This is a genomic window from Mesorhizobium sp. M7A.F.Ca.MR.245.00.0.0 (genome assembly GCF_003997415.1).
GTDB lineage: Bacteria > Pseudomonadota > Alphaproteobacteria > Rhizobiales > Rhizobiaceae > Mesorhizobium.
Genome location: NZ_RZTE01000005.1, coordinates 186,886 through 208,723, shown reverse-complemented (window position 1 = coordinate 208,723; position 21,838 = coordinate 186,886). Strand labels below are relative to the sequence as shown.

Sequence of the window (21,838 nt, the reverse complement as noted above, 5' to 3'; positions counted from 1 at the left end):
ATTTGCTATCCCAGCCTGACGAAATCCTAACTCAAAACTAACGCTTCGCAACAGTCGGCCTTCGCGCTCAAGCGCTGCCGTAACGGCAGGCTGTTTAGGCTTTGCTAAATTAAAGTGACCAAGTCAACGAAAGGCTTGGTTCGAGGGGGACGCGTGTCCAGGACAAGAGCCAATTTGCTGCTGCTATTCGCAGCCGCTTTGTGGGGCTTCGGCAATGTCTCGCAAAAGATGGTGCTTGTGCATCTCGACGCGCTGAGTGCGGTGGGTCTGCGCTGCCTGATCGGCGGCCTGCTTGTGTTGCCCTTTGTCTTGATGGAGAGGCGGCTTCCGCTCGGGCCGGACTATTTTTCCAGCTTGGCCAAGGTGTGCGCGCTGTTTGCCATCTCCATCACGCTCCAGCAGCTTTGCTATCTCGGCGCCTCCGTCACCAATGCGAGCTTCCTGGTCAGCACGGCAACGGTAATGACACCGCTAGCCGCCTGGTTTCTCGTAGGCGAACGTCCGATAGCGAGTCTCACGGTCGCCGCCGGGCTGACCGTTGTTGGAGCCCTGCTGTTGTCGGATGGGATTGCCGGGTTCAGCAGTGGCGATCTCACCGCTGTCCTCTCGGCTGCCTGCTATGCGCTCTGGGCAGTCGAACTGGGCCGGCACATGCAGGTGCATGCGCGGCCGTTCACCGCAGCCGCGACACAGTTCTTCGGCGCCGCCGCCTTCGCCCTGCCGCTCGGCGCAGTGCAAGGCAATCTGTCGTTGACCGCCGCATTCGCAGCTGGCCCGGAACTGGCGATCCTCGGCGTGTTCTCCACTGCGATTGCCTTCGGCATACAGACGGTTGCCCTCCGCTTTACGCCGGCCAGCCACGCCGCCGTGATCGTCAGCGCAGAAAGCGTTTTCGGGGCGCTGGGCGCGGCGATCTTTCTCGGCGAGCGGAGCTCGTCCGCGAGCGCATTGGGTGCCGCCATCATTCTGGGTGCGATCCTGTCCGTGGCACTGTCGAACCGAGCGCCGCAGGCACGCACGTCCTTGCGAACCGCTTCGGTTCAACCCTTCGACGGGGCCCCTGCCTTTGCAGCTGCCGCCGCAAATTGGGCAGGCGATCGTCACCCCAACAATTCAGGTCCAGTGGAGGAATGTGATGACCCTTGCCGGTGATGCGAAACCTATTCCGGCCCCGGCTGCCGCCCGACACCGGGCCAGTGGCGTCGATCAGCCAGGCGGCGGTGGCCTTGCCGATGGCGGCAGGACTTGTCGTGGAGGCGCAGCGATGGACGCGCGGACGATCCTTCTTCCTATCGCACATTTGGTATCGGCGCTTCGCGCCCGCATGAAGGGACCGGGCGGCTATTACAACAGCGGTAACGCGCTCGGCCTCATTGTCGGTCTCGCCATCCAGATTGCCACCGCGCCGGTCGGCTTGCATGAGGGAAGCAGCGTTACCATGGCGGTGATCGAATATTTCGCTGGCAGCCATGGCACTGTTGCGCTGACCTTGACCACCCTGGTCTTCTTCTGGGGCGGCGAGGCCTATCACCGGGCCTGGGCAAGGCCGGATGCTCCCGATCCCGCCCTCAACCGTCTGGGCGACTTCCTGTCGGGCCTGGGGGCGATCGGGCTCGGCATTGCCCTGTTGCTGCTCGGCGATCCATTGCTTGCGGCGACCTCCGGCCTGCTGCATGCGCTCGGCAAATTCGGCAGCACCTTCCACAGGCCCGGCACGCCAATTCCGATGTGGCCGGCCGCTTGGCCCGATCCGTTCCGCAGTGCGGTGCTCGCCAGCCGGTTGCCTGCAATGCTGGCGACGACAGTGGCCCTCGGCCGTGCTTTGCCTGAGGTCTGGTCGGGCGGCTCCTTCGCGGCCCTCCCCATGCCACTGACCTTGCTCGGCTGTTATCTCTTGTGGACCAAGGCCGATCTGCTGCTGTTCGGCGTGGGCACCAAGGCGATCCGCCAGATTTCCACATGTTGAGCTCGCTTTTGAAACGACCGGATGTCGAGATGGAGAATGACATGTTTGGCAGCGTGTATCATCAAGACGCCGGCCCCCCATCCTTTCGCGAACGGGTGCGGGCGACAGGCTGGGGCAGTCTCCTGACGCTGGCCGGTTTAATCTCGAGAGTGACAGGGATACTTGCAGCTTCGCTGTTTTGGGGGGCCTCGGCCCATGCCGCGAACGTTGACGTCGCCATCGTGTTCGCGGTCGACTTCTCGTCGTCGATCGATCCGAAGATCGCCGATATGCAACGCGAGGGACATGCCGCAGCACTCACCTCGCCAGAGATCATCGCCGCCATCAGCCGGAATTATGTTGGCTGCATCGGCGTTGCCTATTTTGAATGGTCGAGCCCCGGACACGCACGCGTCGTGCTGCCGTGGACAAGCATCTGCGGACTGGAAGATGCCAAAGCGGCGGCTGCGGTGATCAGCAGGAAAGGCGATACCGGCTTCATCCGCAGAGGGCGAGGCGGAACATCCGTTTCCTCGGCTATCGACATCGGCAGTCTCCTGCTCGACCAGTTTCCGGGAAAGGCGGCCAAGAAAGTCATCGATATCTCCTCCAATGGCGAGAACAACGACGGGCTTCCCGTCCAGCCGAGCAGGTCGAACGCCATAGCCAAGGGATATACGATCAATGCAATCGCCATCCCGACGGAGGATGAGAATCCCGACGAACCTCTGGCATCCTATTTTGCCAGATCGGTCATTGGCGGTTCCCAGGCCTTCGTCATGACGCCGAAGGGGCCAGACGACTACACGATGGCGCTTCGCCGCAAGCTCGTGACTGAAGTAAGCATGAACGACGAGCGTCCGCTGTGAAAGTGTGCCACGCAAGACGAACTTTCGACCCGCCATCCGAGCGCATTGCACAACAAGACCCGCCCCGCTGCAGCGCGAGACCTTGTAGGACCGCCAGGACAACAGCCTATCGCCGCAACGCGTGCACCCTTACCTCGCCTTCGCCGGGCACCGGCAACGCCATGTCGTCATCGAGAAGACGCGTGATGCGGGCAAAGCCGGTGAACGCTTTCCTTGCTTCCTCGGCCGACATCTGGCCCGACAAGGCGGCCGAGCAACAATTCAACGCGCACTGATAAACCGGACCGCGCCGTCCTGTCGGCCATTTCCGCAAGAACATCATGGCTTCGGCCACACTATCGATTTCTTCCGCAGGGTGTCCCTGCCCGCGCGAAATTCGCACGGGCGAAAAGAAATGCAATTGATCCATCGTTTCCTCCCGGTCGACCGCAATGCGCTCGATCGAACCCCACTAAACGCGCCAATAGCCGGTTGGTTCCAGGCAAAAATGGAATTCTTTAGAAATCTATCAGGCGAAGGCGATCACCCGTGCGGTGGTGAGTGTCGCCTACGTCGTCGGGAAGTGGCAGGCGACTTTGCGACCGGGTCGGTATTCCCGTAACTGTGGCCGCTCCGAACGGCAGCGCTCCGCCGCGATTGGGCATCGGGGATGGAAACGGCAGCCCGTTGGAGGGTTCAGAGGGCTCGGTACGTCGCCGGTGAGGATGATGCGCTTGCGCGTCCCACCCGGCGTCGTCTCCACGACGGGAACCGCCGAAATCAGCGCCTGGCTATAGGGATGGGCCGGTGCTGCAAACACGTCTTCCGCCGGCCCTTCTTCGACGATCGAGCCGAGATACATGACCGCTATGCGGGTTGAAACCTGACGCACCACCGACAGGTCGTGGGCGATGAAGATGTACGTGAGATTGAGCTTCTCCTGCAGATCGGCAAGCAGGTTGACGATTTGTGCCTGCACCGACACGTCGAGCGCGGAGACGGGTTCGTCCAGGACCACGAGGTCCGGATTCAATGCAATAGCCCGCGCGATGCCGACGCGCTGGCGTTGTCCGCCGGAAAATTCGTGCGGAAACCGCATGACGTGATCCGGCAGCAAGCCGACAAGGTCGAACAGTTCCGCCACGCGTTTGGTGATCTCGCTCGACGAGAGCCTGCCATGGATGCGCAGCGGCTCGGCCACCAGGTCGCCGACGCGCCGGCGCGGATTGAGCGACGCCGACGGATCCTGGAAAACCATTTGCAGGCGGCGCCGCAGCGGCCTGAGTTCGGACAGCGACTTGGAGGTGATGTCGTTGCCTTCGAACAGAAGCTCGCCGTCCGATATGTCGTAGAGCCTCACCAGGCAACGCGCCAACGTGGACTTGCCGCATCCGGATTCGCCGACCAGCCCGACCGTCTCGCCGCGCCACACGGTCAGGGAAACATTGTCGACCGCATGAACGGTTCGCTTGCCTTCGGCGGAGAAACGGCTGCCGATGGTAAAGCGCTTGCCCAGCGAACGCGTCTCGAGGATTGGGCGGTTCTTGTCGATCATCGGTCCGCTCATGCCTGTGCCACCCTGAAGCATGCCGCGGCATGGGTGCCGCTCCCGAGGTCGGGCTTGCCGGCCTCGCAGGGCTCGTAGTGAACCGGGCACCGCGGACCGAACGCACAGCCCTGCGGCAATCGCAGCAATGACGGCGGCGAACCGGGAATGGCCGGCAAGCGCCGTGGTTTTTCGCCGGTCAGCGGCGGGATCGAACCCAGCAGCGCGCGCGTATAGGGGTGTCGCGGATCGGAAAACAGCTCCGCGCGACTGCCGCGCTCCACCACGCGGCCGGCATACATGACCATGACCCGGTCGGCGAGTTCGGAGACCACGCCCATGTCATGTGTGATGAAGACGACCGCCGACTTGTGCGTCGCGCGCAGCTTGCGCACCAGATCGAGAATGCCGGCCTGTACGGTGACGTCGAGCGCCGTGGTCGGTTCGTCAGCCACCAGAAGCGCCGGATTGCAGGACAAAGCCATTGCGATCACCGCCCGTTGACGCATGCCTCCGGACAGTTGGTGCGGGTAGCGCGACATCGCCTCGTGCGGGTTGGGAAAATTCACCTCGGCCAGCAATTCTTCTACGCGCTCCATCGCCTTGGACTTGCTGATGCTGCGATGCGCGCGGATCTGTTCGGCGATCTGCCAGCCGATCGTGTAGACAGGCGTCAGCGCGGTCATCGGATCCTGAAAGATCATCGCGATCTCGTTGCCGCGCAGCCGCCTGAGCTCGCGCGCGGGCAGTCCCACGAGTTCGCGGCCTTTGTAGCGGATCGACCCTTCGATGGTGGCGTTGGGATCGGTGATGAGACCCATGACGGCCAGCAGCGACACGGTCTTGCCGGAACCGGACTCACCGACGACGCCGAGGATTTCGCTCTCCTTAAGGTCGAAGGAAACGCCATCGATGGCCCGCACCAGGCCATCATTTGTGCGGAAGGAAACTCTGAGGTCGCGCACCGACAGTATCATGATGTCCTCAGGCGCGGATCGAGAAGGATGTAGACGAAATCGACGACCGCATTGGCGATGACCACGAACATGGACGCGTACATCACGGTTGCCATGATCATCGGCAGATCGAGATTCTGCAGAGCGTCGTAAGTGAGCTTGCCGATGCCGTGCAGCCCGAACACCACCTCCGTCAGCAGGGCTGAGCCTCCGACCAGCGCACCGAAGTCCAGGCCGAACAGAGTGACGAATGCGATGAGCGACGTGCGCAAGGCATGGCGCAGCAGGATGCGGGTCTCCGACAGCCCCTTGGCCCGGGCCGTGCGGATATAGTCTTCCTGCAGGGATTCGATGATTGCCGCGCGCAGCACGCGCCCGTAAATACCGATATAGAGAATGGACAGTGTGATCCACGGAATGACCAGGGTCAGGAACCAGCCCTTCGGATCGTCGGAGAAATTCTTGTAGCCGAGCGGCGGCACCCAGGAGAACGCCCAGCTGTCGTGATAGCGGCTCTGGGTGATCAGGTTCATCACCTCGCCCAGCCAGTAGACCGGCATGGAAATGCCGAGCAGCCCTAGCGCCATCAGCAGCTTGTCCAGCCAGCTGCCGCGCGTGGCGGCGGCGGCGATGCCGATGACGATGGAGACGACCACCCACAGGATCGCCGCTCCGAACACCAGCGAGAGCGTGACCGGGATCGAATCCATGACCGCCGGCACCACCTTCCAGCCACGATTGACGAAGGAGGTCAGATCGCCGGTGACGAAGATCTTCTCCATCATCGTCACATATTGCACGTAGAGCGGCCGGTCGAAGCCGAAGCTGTGGCGTACCGCCTCCAGCACTTCGGGCGATGCATTGCGGCCGGCGATGCGCGCAGCCGGGTCGGCGCCCGGCGTTGCGAAGAAAATCAAGAAAACGATGACCGAGATGCCGAACATCACGAACAGCATCTGGCCGAACCGGCGCAGGATTGCGTAGATCATCAGTCGCGCCCCAGCCGAACCTTGGAGCGCGGATCGAGCGCGTCGCGCAGGCCGTCGCCGAAGACATTGAGCGCCATGACGGAAACCGCGATCGCCAGGCCCGGCACCAGCGCCACCAATGGCCTGGTGTAAAGCAGCGCCTGTCCGTCCTGGATGATGGTGCCCCAGCTCGCGGCCGGCGGCTGCACGCCGATCGAAAGGAAGGAAAGGGCTGATTCGGTAAGCATGTTCAGCGCCATCATCAGCGGCACGAAGACGATTAGCGTGGTGGTGACGTTGGGCAGGATGTCGCGCCACAGGATGCGCCACCCCGGCACGCCCAGATTGATCGCGGCCAGCACGAACTCGCTCTTGCGCAGCGCCAGAACCTGCCCGCGTATTGGGCGGGCCACGTAGGGCACGTAGACGATGCCGATGATGATGACAGGCAGCCACAAACTGCCGGACTCGATCTGGATCGGTCCGATCGTGATGCCATGCGCGATGGTGACGATGGAGAGCGAAATCGCCAGCAGATAGATGGGGAACGCCCACAGTATGTCGAGGAAGCGCGACAGCACCGTGTCGGTGACGCCGCCGAAATAGCCGGCGATCAATCCCGCCGCCGTGCCCAGGATCAGGGTGAAGATGGTGGCTGCTCCGGAGATCAGCAACGAGCTCAGCCCGCCATAGAGCATCCTGGCCATGACATCGCGCCCCTGGCTGTCGGCGCCGAGGAAATAATTGCCCAGCCGCCAGGTCGGGCCGAGCGGTGTGTAACCAAGCCCTAGCCCTTCCGTCGACTGTTCCATCACCGGAACGTCGGCACCGTCGATCTGGACGACGGCGTCGAGCGTCGAGGCGAAGGGGTCCACGCCTGCCCATTTTGCATAAAGAGGCGCACTGAGGCAGGCAAGGACGATGAGGAGGAACACGGCCAGCGACGCCATGGCAGCCCTGTCCCTTGCCAGCTTCGCAAACGCGACGGCCCAGGGCCCTCGCGTCTTGCGCGGCGCGGCGACAGCTACGTTCGACACGGACGTGCCCCTCCGCGGTTCGTTACTGCACCCAGGCCATCACTGCACCCAGGATTGGGTGATCATCCAGTTGAACTGACGGTTGAACTTGAAATTGCCAAGACGTTTGCTGACAAAGTCAAGCCGCTTCGGCGTGAAGAGGCCGACGGCAGGTGCCTTGTCGGTGACCTGCCTGTCGATTTCAGCCCACATTTTGTCGGCGGCTTTCTGATCGGTGACGCCGAGGTCCAATGCCTTTTGCATCTTGGCGTCGATTTCCTTGTCGCAGAAGCCGGCGATGTTGATCGAGGCATCCGAACCTTCACGGAAGGAGGCGCAGCTGAACAGGATGTTCAGGAAGTCCGAAGCCGCAGGATAGTCCTTGTACCATTGGGTAACGGACATCTGCACCTTGTTGTTGGTGTTCTGAATGTAGGTGAACTGGATATTGGACGAGATCGGCTTGACGTCGGCGACATAGCCGATGCTGGTCAGAACGCTCTGCAGATAGACGCCGATGGAGCGCGAAATGGCGGTGTCCTCGACGATGATCGTCACCTTCTGGCCCTTGGTGCCGGAGTCCTCGACGAGCTGCTTTGCCTTGTCGAGATCAGGAGCCGACCATTTGGCGCCCGGATTCTTGGTGAAGGGGCAATAGTCTTCATGGCCGGGGAAGTCCGGGGGCAGGACCTGACAGACCGGCGAGGCCAGCACCTTGCCGCCGAACAGCTTGACCAGCGTGTTGCGATCGATCGCATAGGCAACGGCCTGGCGGGCTTTTTCATTGTCGAAGGGTGCGAGACGGTTGTTCAGCGGCGCGTACCACCAAGCCGAAAGCGGTGAGATGTGCAGCTGGTCCATGGACTTGCTGCCCAGTTCGCCCAGGCGATCGCTGGGCAGAGCGTCGAACATCCAGTCCGCTTCGCCGTTCTGGATCGCGGTGACGGCTGCCTCTTCGGACAGGCCGAAATCATATTGGACGACATCCGGATAGCCGTCCGGCTGGGCTTCTTCGCTCCACTGCTTGAAATTGGGGTTGCGGGAGACCGTCATGCCCTTGTTCGGGTCGAAGGCGGAGATCATGTACGCGCCGGTGCTGGGAATGGGCTTGGAGCCCATGTCTTCGGCGGGCGTGTCCGCCGGCAGGACCACGGCATGCGGCAAGGCGAGCTTGTAGAGCAGCTCGGCATCCGGCTTGGTGATGTTGATGGTGATGGTGCCGGCCGCTTCGTCGCCGACAACGCCGCCTTCCAGCGTGCAGCTCTTGGTGTCGGCCAGGCATTTGTCGGCACCGACGATGCCGGCATAGAACGTGCCGGAGGTGGGTCCGGAAACCTTGAAGATGCGCTGGAAAGAAGCGACGACGTCCTTCACGCCAAGATCCTGGCCACTGGAGAACTTGATGCCCTTGCGCAGCTTGAAGGTGAAGGTCTTGCCGTCATTGCTGACCTGCGGCAACGCCTCGGCCAGATCGGGAACGATGGTGAAGCCGTCCATACCCTCGGCCTTGCGGAAGGCTACCAGGCCGTCATAGATCGGCTGGTACATCTGCCAGCCCTGGTCCGTGTAATTGATGTGCGGATCGAGCGTTCCGGCCGCGGAGCGGGCCAGCAGGCGGATGGTGCCGCCTCGGTGCTCCTTGAGATATTCGGCCTGTGCCGGGGCCAGCCATGTACCGGCCAGCAATGCCGCGGCTGTTGCCGCCAGAAGCAGTTTCTTCATGTCTTCATTCCCCTTTTCTTCAATTGTCGTTGTGGTCCAGGAAGTCTCCCACCACCCGCATGCACGCATCTTGCTCTTCGACATGCGGCATGTGGCTGGAATGCTCGAATATTTCCCAGCGAGACCCCTTGATGCCGTCCTTGTAGGGCTGCACGGTCGCGGGCGTGGCCTCGTCGTGACGTCCGGAGATGATCAGGGTGGGAACATCGATGGCCGGCAGACGGTCGACGATGCTCCAGTTCTTCAGCGTTCCGATGACGTGGAACTCGTTTGGCCCATTCATCAGATTATAGACGGTCGGATTGCGCACGACCTGGGCGAAACTTTCCGTGACTTCGGACGGGAAAGGCACGACCTGGCAGACATGCCGCTCGTAGAACACCATCGTCGCCGCCTGGTACGCCGCATCGTTTGTCGTGCCGGCCTGCTCGTGTCGGGTCAGGGTCTCCTGCACATCCGCAGGCAGATCCGCACGCAACCGGTTGGCCTCTTCGACCCACAGTTTCATGGACGCCGGCGAGTTGGCAATGGTCAGCGACTTCAGGCCCTGCGGCCGCGTCACGGCATATTCGGCGCCCAGCATGCCGCCCCAGCTCTGGCCGAGCACGTGGAAGCCCGCCCGAATGCCGAGATGGTCGACCAGGTTTTCAAGCTCGTCGATGAACAGCCCAGGCGTCCAGAAATCGGCGCCTTTCTCAGGCAGCAAGGTGGAATTGCCGCAGCCCAACTGGTCGTAGTGGATGACGACGCGATCCCTGCGCGCAAGAAGCTTGTAGGCGTCGACATAATTGTGAGCGACGCCCGGGCCGCCATGCAGGATCACCACAGGCGCCTTTTCGCCACCGAGTTCACCGGTGACCCGATACCAGGTCTCGTAGGCGCCGAAAGCGGCCCGTCCTTCCATGCCTATGATCTCAGATGACATCCCAGTTCCCAGTGCGGTTGAAGGCATCTTGTATTTGTCCGTGACGGCAGGCGCCCTAACTCATGTTGCGGGTGACCTGCACCCATTCTTCCAGCATCTGCACGCCAAATGCCGTGGCGCCTTGCCTGCCCAGAGGCCGATCGGTGTCGGTCAGTTCCTTGCTGGCGATGTCGAGATGCACCCAGGGGCGGTCTTCCGTGAAGTGACGCAGGAAGGCCGCCGCATAGGGAGCGTCGCCGTCTTCCATGTCCTTGGCATGATGCCTGAGGTCCGCGAACGGCGATTGCAGACCCTCATCATAGGCCCGGTCGAGCGGCAGCCGCCAGAACCGCTCGCCGACCGTTTCTCCGGCCGCGATCATCTGTGAAGCGATGGCATCGTCGGTGCTGAATAGGCCTGCGAATATCGACCCCAGGCCACGCGTCACCGAATAGGTCAGCGTCGCCAGATCGACGATCACCGAAGGGTTGAAGCGCGTGGCTGCATAGTAGAGGCAGTCGGCCAGAAGCAGGCGTCCCTCCGCATCCGTGTCGAACACTTCCACTGTCTGTCCCGAGGCCGTGGTGATGATGTCGCGCGGTTTGAGCGCGGTGCCCGATGGCATGTTCTCGGCGATGCCGAGAACACCGACAACGTGTACCGGGCTGCCTTGCCGGGCGAGCGCGATCAGCAGGCCGACCACAGCCGCCGCTCCGCCCATGTCGGCTTTCATGTCGAACATCTGCGCTCCGCCCTTGATGCAGAGGCCTCCCGAATCGAAGCAGACGCCTTTGCCGACGAAAGCGAGTGGTTGGGCGGGAGCACCCTTGCCGCGGTAGCGCAGGACAGCGACCCGTGGCGGACGCGCCGAGCCCGACCCAACGGCGAGGAGCGCGTTCATGCCGAGCTCCTTCAGTTGCGCGGCATCGAGCATTTCGATGTCGATGCCGGCTTCACGCAGCGGCTCCAGATGATCATGGAAATTGTCGGGGTGGAGATGGTTTGGCGGCAGGTTGACCAAGGTGCGTGCATATTCGACGCCATCGGCGATTGCATTGATCCGCGTCAGCGCCGCGGTCAGATCCGGGCCGCCGGCTCCGACCAGTTTCACCCGCAAGGTTCGATCCGCCCCCGCGCCTTGCCGCCGGTTGCGCATGTCGAAACGATAGCGGCGCAGCCGCATGCCAAGCGCGACACGCGCCAGGATTTCGGCGCCGGATAGTTCAATGCCAGCGATGGGGTCCAGGACCAGAGTGGCCGCGCATTCCCCCTTGCCCTCCAGATGCGCGGCAAGCAGACCGCCGGCGCGCGCCAACGAGAGGGTGGTTACGGCTTCAGCTTTGCCCAAGGCCAGGACGATCACGCGCTTGGTCGATACTGTTTGCGGGGCGATGAGATCGATGCAGGTGCCGGATTCGGCCAAGGCGGCCGGGTCGGAGCAAGCACGTGACACGATCCCGCTCATCTCAGCGTCCAGAGCCGCTGCCCGGGGACCAAAGCCTGGTTGGGCAGTTTGCAAAATCACGACGACGGAGGTTTCCGCGGAAATCTCCTCCGCAGCTTCGAAGACCGGCGCTGGCGATTGAGGCATAGGCTGGCGCTCTCTCCAATTGCGGCGATACCGAGCAAAGCTTCGCTCTCCACCGGTGAGACTGGTCAAGCCGGTCTCAGCCGATGGTATGGTACCGGTGTTCCCAAACAGTCGCTTGAGACGACTTAATTGCTCTTGTCCTCTGGGTATCCCCTAACGGGGCAGGCGATCAAACGCGAATTCTGCCCATGTCGATTGACAAAAACTCAACTGACAATTCATGATCGGCCAATGGCCCTTCCCTCACTCAATGGCATGCGCGCTTTCGAGGCCGCCGCTCGCCTCGGCAGCGTCAAGGACGCGGCGGAAGAACTGCATCTGACACCCTCGGCTGTCAGCCGCCACATCCGCGCGCTTGAACGAAATCTTGGCCAGGACCTGTTCGAACGCGGTTTTCGCCAGATAACGCCAACCATCAGGGGCTCCTACTATGCGCGCAGCCTCTCGGAGGCGTTCGAAGCCATCTGGCGCGCCACCGATGACGTCAGCCTGTCCGAGGGGTCGCGCCACGGCAAGATCCAACGGGTCCGGGTCTTGTGCGTGCCCACCGTTCTGAACCTTTGGCTGGCGGACCGGTTGCCGAACTTTCGCCGGTTGCATCCGTCGGTGGATTTGGAGATCTCCACTTCAGGCAAGCGCGCCAACTTCGATTTGGCCATTGTCGACGAGTTCGTCTACAAGGCCGGCCCGGCTTTGACGCTGCTGATCCCGCTGCTTTTGACCCCGGTCTGTGCGCCTTCGCTTTTGGAGGGGCCTGTGCCGCTGCGATCGCCGGCCGATCTGGTCAATCATCATCTGATCCATGAATGCGAAACCATGAGATGGAAGCGTTGGCTGGAGCAGGAAGGCGTTCTGGAAACGACGCCAAAATCCAGCACAACACTGGATGATTGTACGCTCATCATGCGCGAAGCGATCAATGGCGCCGGAATAGCGCTTGCGGACACGATCATGGCGCAAGATTTTCTGCAGCAAGGCAAACTGGTCGCGCCGTTCCATGTCCGCCACACCTATCCGGCCGGCATTTACCTGCATCAGCGTCGCAGCATCGGCAACAAACCAGGCACCGGCCTGTTTCAGGATTGGCTGCTCGCTGAAGTCGCGGACCACAAGCAGGTGATGGCCATCGCTTAGGGCCCCCTACCGAAGATGTCGGCAGCCACCGCTTCACATTGGAAGCCCAGCGTCGAACTTCGAATCATCCGTGCCGGGTTCAGCGATGACCCACCATCACCTTGCATCGATAATCGCAGTTCTCATTGAATATCTTTAAGGCCAAAGCCGGCAAATAGGTTGCTTGTCGGTTCCCCTGCGGCAGGCTTAACCTGCACGCGGTCAACGCGTGAGGGCGCGTGCTGCAAAAGGGGAACATTGCCATGACGATACAGGGTGCTTCACCTGATCTGTACAACGAGGATCTGGCTCCGGCCAAAGTTCGAAACTGGGGACCATTCTCGATCTTCAACGTCTGGACGTCGGACGTCCACAGCCTTTGGGGCTACTATCTGGCCGCTAGCCTGTTTCTGTTCTGCGGCGGCTTCGTCAACTTCATCATCGCCATCGGTATCGGCTCGCTGATCATCTATGTGCTGATGAACATGGTCGGCTATGCCGGCGTGAAGACGGGCGTGCCCTACCCCGTGCTTGCCCGCGCCTCTTTCGGCATCTGGGGCGCCAACATACCGGCACTGGTGCGCGCCATCGTCGCCTGTTTCTGGTACGGCGCGCAGACGGCCGCCGCCTCGGGCGCGATCGTGGCGCTGCTGATCCGCACACAATGGTTCGCCGATTTCAACGCCAGCACGCATTTCCTCGGCCATACCGGCCTGGAGGTGATCTGCTACGTGGTCATCTGGGGGCTGCAACTGCTGATCATCCAGAACGGCATGGAAACGGTGCGCCGCTTCCAGGACTGGGCCGGCCCCGCGGTTTGGGTGATGATGCTGATCCTGGCGATCTATCTCTGCGTCAAATCCGGGAGATTTGCCTTCACCAGCGATATCCCGATGGACGTGCTGCTGGACAAGACGAAGGACGCGGGCGTGCCGGGCACGCCGGGATCGTGGACCTCGCTGTTTGCGGTGGCGGCGATCTGGGTCACCTATTTCTCGGCGCTCTATCTCAACTTCTGCGATTTCGCCCGTTACGCGCCGGACAAGGCATCGCTGCGCAAGGGCAACATCTGGGGCCTGCCGATCAACCTGATCCTGTTCTCGCTGGTCGCCGGCGTCACCACCATTGCCGCCTTTGATGTCTATGGCGAAGTGCTGCTGCATCCCGACCAGATCTCGGCGAAATTCGACAGCTGGTTCCTGGCAGCGCTCGCAGCCCTGACTTTTGCCGTGGCAACCCTCGGCATCAACGTGGTGGCAAACTTCGTCTCGCCGGCCTTCGACTTCTCCAACGTCTTTCCCAGGCAGATCGACTTCAAGAAGGGCGGCTATATCGCGGCCGTGATTGCCCTGCTGCTTTACCCCTTCGCGCCGTGGGAAGGCAGTGCCGCTTCCTTCGTCAACATCATCGGCGCGACAATGGGGCCGATCTTCGGCGTGATGATGGTCGACTACTACCTGATCCGGAAGGGCGAGGTCGACGTCGAGGCGCTCTACCGCGAGGACGGCGAGTTCCGTTTCCAGGGCGGCTGGCACGTCAATGCATTCATCGCAGCAGGCATCGGCGCCATCTTCTCGTCGATCCTGCCCAACTTCACCAACTGGCTGCCGTCCTGGTGGGGCGTCTATGGCTGGTTCTTCGGGGTGGCGATCGCCGGCATTATCTACTACGTGCTGCGCACCGCCGCCCTTGGCGCAGGCGCCAAGACCGCGAAAGCCTGACAAGGTGAATCTGGGGCGGCGAGAGCCGCCCCAAAACCTACCCCAGCATCTCGGCCAATCTGCGCACTGTGTTCCAGTTGCGAGACGTGCCCGTGCCCATGCGCTTGTGATTCATTGCCGCAAGCAGCCGCGAGCTTGGCCTCTCTCGCGAAAAGACGACCCAGATGTCGCCGCCGAGCGAAGTCACTTTCTCGTCCTCGGCGGCATAGGCCTGCAGTGCCGTCACGGCCTCCTCGGGCGCAGGCTTACGCATCACCCGTACGGCCACCTGATCGCCTGCTTTAGCCGAATCGGCCGGGAACGGATTGCCGGCGGCAAGCTTCAACCAGTCCTCGGCACCGCGCACGATGATATCGACATGGCGGCCGAAGGTTTTTTCAAAGGCTGCCTCCAACCACTGTTCGAGGTCGGCGATATCCGTCACCGGCGCTTCGAAGACCAGATTGCCCGTCGCCACCAACGTGCGCGGGTTATTTAGCCCGAGCTCTTCGGCCATGGCCTTGAGGTCGGCCATGACGACCCGGCGGCCCTCGCCCAGGATGATGCTGTAAAGCAGCGCGACATAGGTCTGCATTGCCGCCCGACCTGATCGCTACACCAGCCGGCTCTGCTCCACGGCCGCCTCGATGAAACTGGCGAACAGCGGATGCGGCTCGAGCGGCCGGCTTTTCAGTTCCGGGTGATACTGCACGCCGATGAACCACGGATGGTCCGGGTATTCGACCGTTTCCGGCAACACGCCGTCGGGCGACATGCCGGCAAACACCAGGCCGCAATCCTCGAGCCGCTCCTTGTAGTCGACATTGACCTCGTAGCGGTGGCGATGGCGCTCGAAAATCTGTGTGTCGCCATAAATCTCGGCGATCTTGGAGCCCTTGGCGAGCTCGGCCTGATAGGCGCCGAGCCGCATGGTGCCGCCGAGATCGCCGGTTTCGCGGCGCTTCTCCAGCATGTTGCCTTTCAGCCATTCGGTCATCAGGCCGACCACCGGTTCCTCGGTCGGACCAAACTCGGTCGAAGACGCATGTTCGACGCCGGCCAGCGACCGCGCCGCCTCGATGCAGGCCATCTGCATGCCGAAGCAGATGCCGAAATACGGCACCTTGCGCTCACGCGCGAACTTCGCCGCCAGGATCTTGCCTTCCGCACCGCGCTCGCCAAAGCCGCCTGGGACCAGGATGCCATGCACCTTTTCCAGCCATGGCGTCGGATCTTCCTTTTCGAAGATCTCGGATTCGATCCAGTCGAGCTTGACCTTGACGTGGTTGGCAAGGCCGCCATGCGAGAGCGCCTCGATCAGAGATTTGTAGGCATCCTTGAGGCCGGTATATTTGCCGACAACGGCGATGGTGACCTCGCCTTCAGGATTGTGGATGCGGTTGGACACCGCCTGCCACGGCTCCATGCGCGGCTTCGGCGCCGGATCGATGCCGAAGGCGGCCAGCACTTCCGAATCGAGCCCTTCCCTATGGTATGCCATCGGCACATCGTAGATATGCGGCACGTCGAGCGCCTGAATCACGGCACTTTCGCGCACATTGCAAAACAGCGACAGTTTCCTGCGCTCTTCCTTGGGAATGGCGCGGTCGGCACGGACCAGCAGGATATCGGGCGCGATGCCGATGCCGCGCAGCTCCTTGACCGAATGCTGAGTCGGCTTGGTCTTCAGCTCGCCTGCCGTCGGGATGTAGGGCATCAGCGTCAGATGGACGTAGACGGCGTTGTTGCGCGGCAGGTCGTTGCCGAGCTGGCGAATAGCTTCCAGGAATGGCATCGCCTCGATGTCGCCGACCGTGCCGCCGATCTCGCACAACACGAAATCATAGTCGTCATTGCCGTTGAGAACGAAATTCTTGATCTCATCGGTGACGTGCGGGATGACCTGCACGGTTGCGCCGAGATAGTCGCCGCGCCGCTCGCGCTCGATGATGTTCTTGTAGATGCGGCCGGTGGTGATGTTGTCCTGCTGGTTGGCGGAGCGGCCTGTGAAGCGCTCGTAATGGCCAAGATCGAGATCGGTTTCCGCGCCATCGTCGGTGACGAAGACTTCGCCATGCTGATACGGCGACATCGTGCCGGGATCGACATTCAGGTAGGGATCGAGTTTTTTGATGCGTGCGCGATAGCCTCGCGCCTGCAGGAGAGCCCCAAGGGCCGCTGCGGCAATGCCTTTTCCAAGTGAGGAAACCACGCCGCCTGTGATGAATACATATCGCGCCATGGGAGTCATCGCTTAACGCGGCCGGATTGATTCCGCCAGAGAAAAAACCGCCGCGAAGCTTTTTTCCCAAGAAGGCGCTTGGATCGTGAACAAGGCAAAACAAAAGGGCCGGCTGAGCCGGCCCTTTCGGCAGGATGACGAAAACGTCAGATGATGACGACCTTGGTGCCAACCCTGACGCGGCTGTAAAGGTCCATGACGTGCTCGTTGATCATGCGGAAGCAACCATTCGAAGCGCTGGTTCCGATCGACTGCGGCGCAATGGTGCCGTGGATGCGCAGATGCGTGTCCTTCTTGCCGTCATAGAGATAGATGGCGCGCGCGCCGAGCGGATTTTGGCCACCGCCGGGCATACCGTCCTTATACTGGCCGTAATGCTTCGGCTCGCGCTTCTGCATGTCCAGCGTCGGGATCCAGCGCGGCCATTCCTGCTTGTCACCGACTGCAACCGTACCCTTGAACTGCAGGCCGTCGCGGCCGACCGCGATGGCGTAGCGGCGCGCGGTGGAGGACGATTCGACGAGGTAGAGGCGGCGCGCGCTGGTGTCGATAACGATGGTGCCGGCAGCGTAACCGCTGAATTCCACGTCCTGCGGCACGAATTCCGGCTTCACCTTGAACTGCTTCTTGGCTTCCCTCTTGGCGAGAGCCTGGTCGAGAGCCCGTGTCTCGGGAAGATATGAAATCGACGAAGAGGAAGAGCTACCGCCGAAGAGACCGGCGAACAAACCGCCGCTGCTCGGCTGCTTCTGGCCGATGACCTCGCTGCGCAACTCGCCATTGTTGCCGGTCAGGGCGATGTTCATCGCCTCTGCCGGAAGCGGCTCGGCCGACTGGATCGGCGCGATCGGTTCGATCGGTTCGATGATCTTGGCAACCAGCTTCTTGGCTGGCTTGGCATCGGCCACCTGGGTTGCCTGCGCGCTCTTGCCCTTCTTGGCCAGGAACGCCTGCCGTTCAGCGTCGGCCTTGGCCTTGGCCGCCTCGCGCATCGCCAGTTTCCTGGCTTCGAGCGCCTTGGCTTTGGCGGCTTCCTTGTCGGCAACGATCTTGGCCTCGATCTTCTTGATCTGGGCGAGGTCGTCGGGCGTCGGGTTTTTCTTCTTCTTGAGAAGCTTCAATTGCGACGCATCACTCTTGACGGCGACGTTGATTGCAGAAGTTGTTTCAGCCGAAGGCTGTGCGGCCATATTTGCCGGCACGCCGGCGGAGGCTGGGGAACTCATGCCGAGTGCGGCGCAAAGTCCCAGGAAAATGAAGCTGCGAAGCTGCATGGCGAAGATCCGATCGTTCTATGCTTGTTGCCCACGGCGTCGCCCAGCGCCCCCCAAGGGCGCCGGAAATGCCGCGCGCAATCTATAGTCGAATAAGCGCGGCTGCCTCAAGCGCGAGGCCCCGCCTCACCCTGTCGAATCTTCGTGATCTTGCTGCATTTGCCGCGACTGTGTTCAAACGACCACAGATCGCGGTTTCAAGCGTGGAAGACTATTGGTTCGGGACCTGCGGGGTCGCCGGTGCGGCGGGAGCCGTGCCGTTGGTCGCCGGCGGCGTCGAACCGGCGGCAGGCGCCGTGGCCGGGGCAGTCGCCGGAGCCGCAGCGTCGTTGCCGGAAGGCGGCGTCGGCGTGGTGCTGCCGGCGGGCGCCGGGGTGGTCGTGCCGGGCAACTGGTTGAGCACGCCTTTGCCCGCACCGTCCGACGTCGCCGGCACGCGGTCGAGGATGTCGATCGGCTTCTCGCCGTAGCGGGCGACGATCGACAGTGTCAGTGACGTGGCGAAGAAGGCGGCCGCCAGGATCGCCGTCGCACGCGTCAGGGCATTGGCAGCACCACGCGCGGTCATGAAGCCGGATCCGCCACCGATGCCGAGGCCGCCGCCTTCGGAACGCTGCAGCAGCACCACGCCGACAAGGGCGAGCACGACCATGAGATGGATGACGATCAGTACGGTTTCCATAGTTTATCCTGGCAAGGCCTTGCCCGGCCGCGGACACGACCGGTGAATTGGAGGCGGCTCAATACAATGCTTTGACGGCATTTCCAAGCCCGTGGCCGGAATATGGGAAGCAACCCGTCCTTTGCAACGATTTCGTGCACCGGAAGCCCTGTCCGGCGGAGCGAATGTCTTCAGGCAATATTGCGATAAGCCTCGGCGATGCCGAGAAAATCCGCCGCTTTCAGGCTGGCGCCGCCGACCAGCGCACCGTCGACATTCCTGACGCCGAGCAGTTCGACCGCGTTGGAGGGCTTGACCGAGCCGCCGTAGAGAATGCGCATCTTCGCCGCGACGCCGCCGAGCTTTTCCGACAGCTTTTCGCGGATATGTGCATGTGCTGCCGCCACATCGCCGGCCGTCGGCGTCAGGCCGGTGCCGATCGCCCATACCGGCTCATAGGCAATGATCGTGTTGGACGGGGTGGCGCTTGGCGGCACCGAACCATCGATCTGCCGCGACAGCACGTCCAACGTGGCGCCCGCTTCACGCTGTTCATGCGTTTCGCCGACGCAAATGATGGCAACAAGCCCGGCACGCCATGCGGCGGATGCCTTGGCCTGGACAGTGGCGTCATCCTCGCCGCGTTGCTCGCGGCATTCGGAATGGCCGACGATGACATGGCTCGCACCGGCATCCCTGAGCATTTCCGCCGAGATGCAGCCGGTGTAGGCGCCGCTCTCCTTGGTATGGCAATCCTCACCGCCGGCATGCACCGGCGTGCGTGACAGGATCTCCGCGGCGTGAGCAAGCAGGGTTGCGGGAACGCAAACCAGCGCTTCGGTCTCCGCGTCAAGTCCGCTCATGAAACCGTTGCCGATCATCCGGAGCTCGTTGAGCGAGGCGCTGGTGCCGTTCATTTTCCAGTTGCCGGCGACGAGCGGGCGAATTCCTGGCGTCATGGGTTTGCTTCTCCGGATGATATCGGGGCTCTGGCCCTCACTACCAAAATCAGGCCACAAAGCAATCGACAGTGGGCCGGAAGGGCGCTATTGCGCTTGTTTCAGACTCGGCGCGTGCGAAAATGCGCATAAATCGGAAGTAAAAATGCTTGGTATATTGAGAAGCGCGGCAGGCACCTGGGTCGCGAAGGGGCTGTTGGTGCTGCTGGTGCTCAGCTTTTTGGTCTGGGGCGTTTCCGGACAGCTGATGAGCGGTCTTGCCGGCCACGATTCGGTGATAACCGCCGGCGGCACCAAAGTATCGATCAACGAATACCGTCTCGCCTACGATCGCCAGCTCGCCGTCATGTCGCAACAGTTCGGCCAACGTCTCAGCCACGAACAGGCAAAGGCGCTCGGCGTCGACAACCAGGTGTTGGCTCAGCTCGTCTCTGGTGCCGTTCTCGACGAACAGGCCCGCAAGCTGGGCCTCGGACTTTCCAAGGACCGGCTGGCCGAGCTGACACGCGAGGACCCCGCCTTCAAGGGCCCGGGCGGCCAGTTCGACCGCAGAACGTTCGAATATATGCTGCAGCAGATCGGCATGCGGCCCGAGGACTATTTGAAGAACCGTGCCCAGGTGGCGGTGCGCCAGCAGATCGTCGAAGCGGTCTCGGATGGCCTCAAGGCTCCGGACACTTTCTTCAAGGCGGTTGCGCTCTATCGCGGCGAAGACCGCACCATCGACTATTTGACGCTGCCCAAGGCACTGGTCGAGCCGATCGCGGCGCCGTCCGATAGCGTGCTCTCGGCCTATTTCGAAGCCAACAAGAAGACATATGCGGCACCCGAATACCGCAAATTTTCCTATGTCCGCCTCGAACCCGTCGACATCATGGATACGACCGCCGTCACCGACAGCCAGGTCAGCGACGACTACAACAAGAACAAGGCGCGTTACACCACGCCGGAACTGCGCACCGTCGAGCAGCTCGTGTTCAAGACGCCGGATGCGGCCAAGGCCGCACTCGATTCGCTCAAGGCCGGCGCCACTTTCGACAAGCTTGTCACGGCGGAAGGCAAGACGCCGGCCGATACGTTGATCGGCACGCTTGCCAAGGACAAGATCGCCGACAAGGCGGTCGCCGACGCGGCCTTTTCGCTCAACGCCAATGAAGTCAGTCAGGTCGTGCAAGGCGCCTTCGGTCCGGTGCTGCTGCGCGTCACCGAGATCAAGCCCGAGGTGGTGAAACCACTGGCCGAGGTGTCCGATCAGATCCGCAAGGATCTGGCGCTGGGCGAGGCAAGTCGCATCCTACTGGACGTGCGCGACAATTACGATGACACCCGCGCCGCCGGGAGTTCGCTGGCGGAGGCCGCGGCCAAGCTGAAGCTGAAGGTCGTCACCATCGACGCCATCGATCGTAGTGGACTGCGGCCAGATGCAAGCATCGTCAAGGACCTGCCGCAATCGCCGGAGCTGATCAAAGCCGTCTTCGACGCCGAACCCAACACGGAAAACGATGCCTTGACCACAGCCGACAACGGCTTCGTCTTCTATGAGGTGGCGTCCGTCACGCCGGCTCGCGACCGCACGCTGGATGAGGTTCGTCAGAAAGTCGTCGCCGACTGGACGGCGGCGGAAATAAGCAAGCGGCTGGTCGCCAAGGCTGACGAACTGGAAAAGCGGCTCAAGGCCGGCGCAACGCTCGATGTCATCGCCAGCGAACTGAAGCTCGAAAAGCAGACCAAGCGCGGTGTCAAGCGTGAGGCTGACGATGTCGACTTCGGTAAGGAGGGTGCGGCAGCCATGTTCGGTGTCGGCGAAGGCGGCACCGGCCTGATCCCCTCACCCACCGGAGACGGGCAGATCCTGTACAAGGTCGCCGAAGTGTTCGAGCCCGCCGGAGCCGATGCCAGTTCGGTGCCGGACGACGCGCAGAAATCCTTCACCTCCGGCATGTCGGATGACCTGCTCGACCAGTTGGTGGCGCAGTTGCAGACGCAGTACGACGTTCGCATCGACCAGGCCGCCGTCGCCCAAGCCTCGACAAGATGAGCGCGCTGAAAACCCATATCGCCAAGATCGCGACCGGTAGCGCGCTTTCCTTCGAGGAAGCGCGCGAGGCCTTCGACATCATCATGTCGGGTGACGCGACCCCCGGCCAGATCGGCGGTTTCCTGATGGCGCTGCGTGTGCGCGGCGAGACGGTGAGCGAGATTTCAGGCGCCGTCGCAACCATGCGGGGCAAGATGCTGCACGTCGACGCGCCGACCGACGCCATCGACATCGTCGGCACCGGCGGCGACAATTCTCACAGCGTCAACATTTCGACGGCATCGGCCTTCGTCGTTGCCGGCAGCGGCGTGCCGGTTGCCAAACACGGCAATCGCGGCCTGTCATCGTTGACGGG

19 protein-coding genes and 1 pseudogene are annotated in these 21,838 nt (G+C 62.2%); 7 read left to right on the top strand and 13 right to left on the bottom strand.

Annotated elements, in window-relative coordinates:
• Positions 1–153 precede the first annotated feature (153 nt).
• From EOB80_RS08945 to EOB80_RS08935, 3 genes are all read left to right on the top strand, one after another.
• On the top strand, positions 154–1,152 hold the full coding sequence (locus EOB80_RS08945) for a DMT family transporter (protein ID WP_127327379.1): 999 nt from the start codon (positions 154–156) through the stop codon (positions 1,150–1,152).
• Positions 1,153–1,264: 112 nt separating this feature from the next.
• Positions 1,265–1,966: a hypothetical protein gene (locus tag EOB80_RS08940; RefSeq protein WP_127327378.1), complete on the top strand. Its 702-nt coding sequence runs from the start codon at positions 1,265–1,267 to the stop codon at positions 1,964–1,966.
• Positions 1,967–2,007: 41 nt separating this feature from the next.
• On the top strand, positions 2,008–2,814 hold the full coding sequence (locus tag EOB80_RS08935; protein WP_127327377.1) for a DUF1194 domain-containing protein: 807 nt from the start codon (positions 2,008–2,010) through the stop codon (positions 2,812–2,814).
• Positions 2,815–2,920: 106 nt separating this feature from the next.
• Here the strand turns inward: EOB80_RS08935 and EOB80_RS08930 are convergent, their stop codons facing one another.
• The 8 genes from EOB80_RS08930 to EOB80_RS08895 all read right to left on the bottom strand — a co-directional run bounded on the left by EOB80_RS08930 (position 2,921) and on the right by EOB80_RS08895 (position 11,496).
• Positions 2,921–3,223, bottom strand: a complete 303-nt coding sequence (locus tag EOB80_RS08930) for a DUF982 domain-containing protein (protein ID WP_127327376.1) — start codon at positions 3,221–3,223, stop codon at positions 2,921–2,923.
• Between the two features lie 138 nt (positions 3,224–3,361).
• Complete coding sequence (locus EOB80_RS08925; protein ID WP_245466299.1) at positions 3,362–4,360, bottom strand: dipeptide ABC transporter ATP-binding protein; 999 nt, start codon at positions 4,358–4,360, stop codon at positions 3,362–3,364.
• Positions 4,357–5,316, bottom strand: coding sequence for an ABC transporter ATP-binding protein (locus EOB80_RS08920; protein WP_127327375.1), 960 nt, complete (start codon positions 5,314–5,316; stop codon positions 4,357–4,359). The genes EOB80_RS08925 and EOB80_RS08920 overlap by 4 nt, the downstream gene beginning before the upstream one ends.
• Entirely contained in the window at positions 5,313–6,284 is a 972-nt protein-coding gene (locus EOB80_RS08915) for an ABC transporter permease (RefSeq protein WP_127267730.1), read from the bottom strand. The genes EOB80_RS08920 and EOB80_RS08915 overlap by 4 nt, the downstream gene beginning before the upstream one ends.
• Complete coding sequence (locus EOB80_RS08910) at positions 6,284–7,300, bottom strand: ABC transporter permease (RefSeq protein WP_127267731.1); 1,017 nt, start codon at positions 7,298–7,300, stop codon at positions 6,284–6,286. The genes EOB80_RS08915 and EOB80_RS08910 overlap by 1 nt, the downstream gene beginning before the upstream one ends.
• A gap of 39 nt (positions 7,301–7,339) precedes the next feature.
• Complete coding sequence (locus EOB80_RS08905; protein ID WP_024503325.1) at positions 7,340–9,001, bottom strand: ABC transporter substrate-binding protein; 1,662 nt, start codon at positions 8,999–9,001, stop codon at positions 7,340–7,342.
• Positions 9,002–9,020: 19 nt separating this feature from the next.
• Positions 9,021–9,926: a proline iminopeptidase-family hydrolase gene (locus tag EOB80_RS08900; protein WP_127327374.1), complete on the bottom strand. Its 906-nt coding sequence runs from the start codon at positions 9,924–9,926 to the stop codon at positions 9,021–9,023.
• A 55-nt stretch (positions 9,927–9,981) separates the two neighbouring features.
• Positions 9,982–11,496, bottom strand: coding sequence for a leucyl aminopeptidase (locus EOB80_RS08895; RefSeq protein WP_127327373.1), 1,515 nt, complete (start codon positions 11,494–11,496; stop codon positions 9,982–9,984).
• A 231-nt stretch (positions 11,497–11,727) separates the two neighbouring features.
• On the opposite strand from EOB80_RS08895, the gene EOB80_RS08890 reads away from it, so the two are divergent.
• Positions 11,728–12,630 (top strand): LysR family transcriptional regulator, encoded by a 903-nt coding sequence (locus EOB80_RS08890; protein ID WP_127327372.1) that lies wholly within the window; start codon positions 11,728–11,730, stop codon positions 12,628–12,630.
• Positions 12,631–12,872: 242 nt separating this feature from the next.
• A complete protein-coding gene (locus EOB80_RS08885) occupies positions 12,873–14,330 on the top strand; it encodes an NCS1 family nucleobase:cation symporter-1 (RefSeq protein ID WP_127327371.1) in 1,458 nt (485 codons plus the stop codon).
• A gap of 37 nt (positions 14,331–14,367) precedes the next feature.
• Here EOB80_RS08885 and EOB80_RS08880 read toward each other — a convergent pair whose 3' ends face one another.
• The 5 genes from EOB80_RS08880 to tpiA form a co-directional block, all read right to left on the bottom strand.
• On the bottom strand, positions 14,368–14,904 hold the full coding sequence (locus EOB80_RS08880; RefSeq protein ID WP_127327370.1) for a DUF1697 domain-containing protein: 537 nt from the start codon (positions 14,902–14,904) through the stop codon (positions 14,368–14,370).
• Between the two features lie 18 nt (positions 14,905–14,922).
• Positions 14,923–16,551 carry a CTP synthase gene (locus EOB80_RS08875; protein WP_164748819.1) on the bottom strand — a complete coding sequence of 543 codons (1,629 nt, stop codon included), beginning with the start codon at positions 16,549–16,551 and terminating at the stop codon, positions 14,923–14,925.
• 146 nt (positions 16,552–16,697) lie between these two features.
• Entirely contained in the window at positions 16,698–17,825 is a 1,128-nt protein-coding gene (locus EOB80_RS08870; RefSeq protein ID WP_127327369.1) for a L,D-transpeptidase, read from the bottom strand.
• Positions 17,826–18,036: 211 nt separating this feature from the next.
• Entirely contained in the window at positions 18,037–18,507 is a 471-nt protein-coding gene (gene secG, locus EOB80_RS08865) for a preprotein translocase subunit SecG (protein WP_127268768.1), read from the bottom strand.
• A 170-nt stretch (positions 18,508–18,677) separates the two neighbouring features.
• The gene (tpiA, locus tag EOB80_RS08860) at positions 18,678–19,445 is read right to left on the bottom strand and encodes a triose-phosphate isomerase (RefSeq protein ID WP_127327368.1); all 768 of its coding nucleotides are present in this window, start codon (positions 19,443–19,445) and stop codon (positions 18,678–18,680) included.
• Between the two features lie 145 nt (positions 19,446–19,590).
• Between tpiA and EOB80_RS08855 the strand changes: the two genes are divergently transcribed.
• Positions 19,591–21,483: a SurA N-terminal domain-containing protein gene (locus EOB80_RS08855; protein WP_127327367.1), complete on the top strand. Its 1,893-nt coding sequence runs from the start codon at positions 19,591–19,593 to the stop codon at positions 21,481–21,483.
• Positions 21,480–21,838: pseudogene (locus EOB80_RS35145) on the top strand (anthranilate phosphoribosyltransferase); the annotation flags it as partial. The gene EOB80_RS08855 and the pseudogene EOB80_RS35145, both read left to right, overlap by 4 nt.

Bases quoted from the DNA above. Each gene is read 5' to 3' on its own strand.
- EOB80_RS08885 (WP_127327371.1), top strand. From the start codon at position 12,873: ATGACGATACAGGGTGCTTCACCTGATCTGTACAACGAGGATCTGGCT.
- EOB80_RS08880 (WP_127327370.1), bottom strand. From the start codon at position 14,904: ATGCAGACCTATGTCGCGCTGCTTTACAGCATCATCCTGGGCGAGGGC.
- EOB80_RS08895 (WP_127327373.1), bottom strand. From the start codon at position 11,496: ATGCCTCAATCGCCAGCGCCGGTCTTCGAAGCTGCGGAGGAGATTTCC.
- EOB80_RS08905 (WP_024503325.1), bottom strand. From the start codon at position 9,001: ATGAAGAAACTGCTTCTGGCGGCAACAGCCGCGGCATTGCTGGCCGGT.
- EOB80_RS08900 (WP_127327374.1), bottom strand. From the start codon at position 9,926: ATGTCATCTGAGATCATAGGCATGGAAGGACGGGCCGCTTTCGGCGCC.
- EOB80_RS08890 (WP_127327372.1), top strand. From the start codon at position 11,728: ATGGCCCTTCCCTCACTCAATGGCATGCGCGCTTTCGAGGCCGCCGCT.
- EOB80_RS08940 (WP_127327378.1), top strand. From the start codon at position 1,265: ATGGACGCGCGGACGATCCTTCTTCCTATCGCACATTTGGTATCGGCG.
- EOB80_RS08855 (WP_127327367.1), top strand. From the start codon at position 19,591: ATGCTTGGTATATTGAGAAGCGCGGCAGGCACCTGGGTCGCGAAGGGG.
- EOB80_RS08915 (WP_127267730.1), bottom strand. From the start codon at position 6,284: ATGATCTACGCAATCCTGCGCCGGTTCGGCCAGATGCTGTTCGTGATG.
- EOB80_RS08870 (WP_127327369.1), bottom strand. From the start codon at position 17,825: ATGCAGCTTCGCAGCTTCATTTTCCTGGGACTTTGCGCCGCACTCGGC.
- EOB80_RS08930 (WP_127327376.1), bottom strand. From the start codon at position 3,223: ATGGATCAATTGCATTTCTTTTCGCCCGTGCGAATTTCGCGCGGGCAG.
- tpiA (WP_127327368.1), bottom strand. From the start codon at position 19,445: ATGACGCCAGGAATTCGCCCGCTCGTCGCCGGCAACTGGAAAATGAAC.
- secG (WP_127268768.1), bottom strand. From the start codon at position 18,507: ATGGAAACCGTACTGATCGTCATCCATCTCATGGTCGTGCTCGCCCTT.
- EOB80_RS08920 (WP_127327375.1), bottom strand. From the start codon at position 5,316: ATGATACTGTCGGTGCGCGACCTCAGAGTTTCCTTCCGCACAAATGAT.
- EOB80_RS08925 (WP_245466299.1), bottom strand. From the start codon at position 4,360: ATGAGCGGACCGATGATCGACAAGAACCGCCCAATCCTCGAGACGCGT.
- EOB80_RS08875 (WP_164748819.1), bottom strand. From the start codon at position 16,551: ATGGCGCGATATGTATTCATCACAGGCGGCGTGGTTTCCTCACTTGGA.
- EOB80_RS08935 (WP_127327377.1), top strand. From the start codon at position 2,008: ATGTTTGGCAGCGTGTATCATCAAGACGCCGGCCCCCCATCCTTTCGC.